Raw genomic sequence first — 1,063 nt, forward strand, 5'->3', positions numbered from 1 at the left:
AAAAATAGGCTTTTCGAGGGTAATTCTTGTTTTAATTCTCCATGTACGCAGTCTTTAAAAGCCTCTATTTCGTTCCAAGACACGATTAAGAGTGGCTTTTAGGCTAAGTATAATTACTTATCGCGTAAGTGAGATGCTCCCATAACTCATAACTCAATAGCATAAAACTGATTCTTAATGTGTAAAATGTGTAAGAGGAAGAGACGCAAAAAATAAACCTGCTCAACTGACTAAATGAACGGGGTTATGATATTATTCCAATAGGAAGGGATAGATAGGGTTATAGCTATGAGTATTGATATCTCCGATGAAATTCTCAGTGCCACACGCATGACTGAAGCTGAGATGAGGCAGGAAATTGCGGTCATGCTCTTTCAAAAAGAGAAGCTCACCCTTGCTCAAGCGAGTCGATTTGCAGGAATGAATCGTATTGCTTTTCAACACCTACTTGCAAGTCGTCAAATTCCGGTACACTACGATGTCGAAGATTTTGAACAGGATATTAAGAACTTGCGGGAGATGGGAAGATTGTGATTGTTGTCAGTGATACATCCCCTATCAACAATCTTGCCGCCATTAATCAACTTCATCTGCTACAACAACTTTACCAAATAGTTTTTATTCCCGAAGCAGTTTATCGAGAATTAACTGAGCCTGATTTTCTGGTAGCAGGTTCAATAGAGGTACAAACCTTAGATTGGATTCAAACTCGAACGGTAACTAACCGCACAGTGATTAAAGCTCTTGCTGATGAACTAGATAAGGGAGAAGCTGAGGCTATTGCTTTAGCACTTGAGTTGGGAGCAGATCAAGTTTTGATTGATGAGCGTCGTGGTCGTAGAATTGCTGCTAGACTTAATCTTCGATACACAGGAATTCTGGGCATTTTAGTTGAGGCGAAGAATCGAGGGTTAATCTCTAAGGTGAAACCCTTGCTAGACGCTTTGATCAATCAAGCAGGATTTTGGGTGGCTGCACCTTTATACAGCAGTGTTTTACAGATGGTTGATGAAGAAAAAAATAAACCCCCTCAAGATTGAATGAAGGGGTATTTATGGTATTT

The 1,063-nt window shown here is 39.8% G+C and carries 2 protein-coding genes; both read left to right on the forward strand.

From position 1 onward, the window contains the following. The first annotated feature begins 288 nt into the window (after positions 1-288). A complete protein-coding gene (locus PX636_RS14010; RefSeq protein ID WP_002748168.1) occupies positions 289-534 on the forward strand; it encodes a UPF0175 family protein in 246 nt (81 codons plus the stop codon). Further along, positions 531-1,040 (forward strand): PIN domain-containing protein, encoded by a 510-nt coding sequence (locus PX636_RS14015; RefSeq protein ID WP_288117619.1) that lies wholly within the window; start codon positions 531-533, stop codon positions 1,038-1,040. Before PX636_RS14010 ends, PX636_RS14015 begins: the two co-directional genes overlap by 4 nt. The last annotated feature ends 23 nt before the right edge of the window (positions 1,041-1,063 follow it).

Source organism: Microcystis sp. M53598_WE2 (genome assembly GCF_030067735.1).
Lineage (GTDB): Bacteria > Cyanobacteriota > Cyanobacteriia > Cyanobacteriales > Microcystaceae > Microcystis > Microcystis aeruginosa.

Excerpts from the sequence above, each read along its gene's own strand:
- PX636_RS14010 (WP_002748168.1), top strand. The coding sequence starts at position 289 with ATGAGTATTGATATCTCCGATGAAATTCTCAGTGCCACACGCATGACT.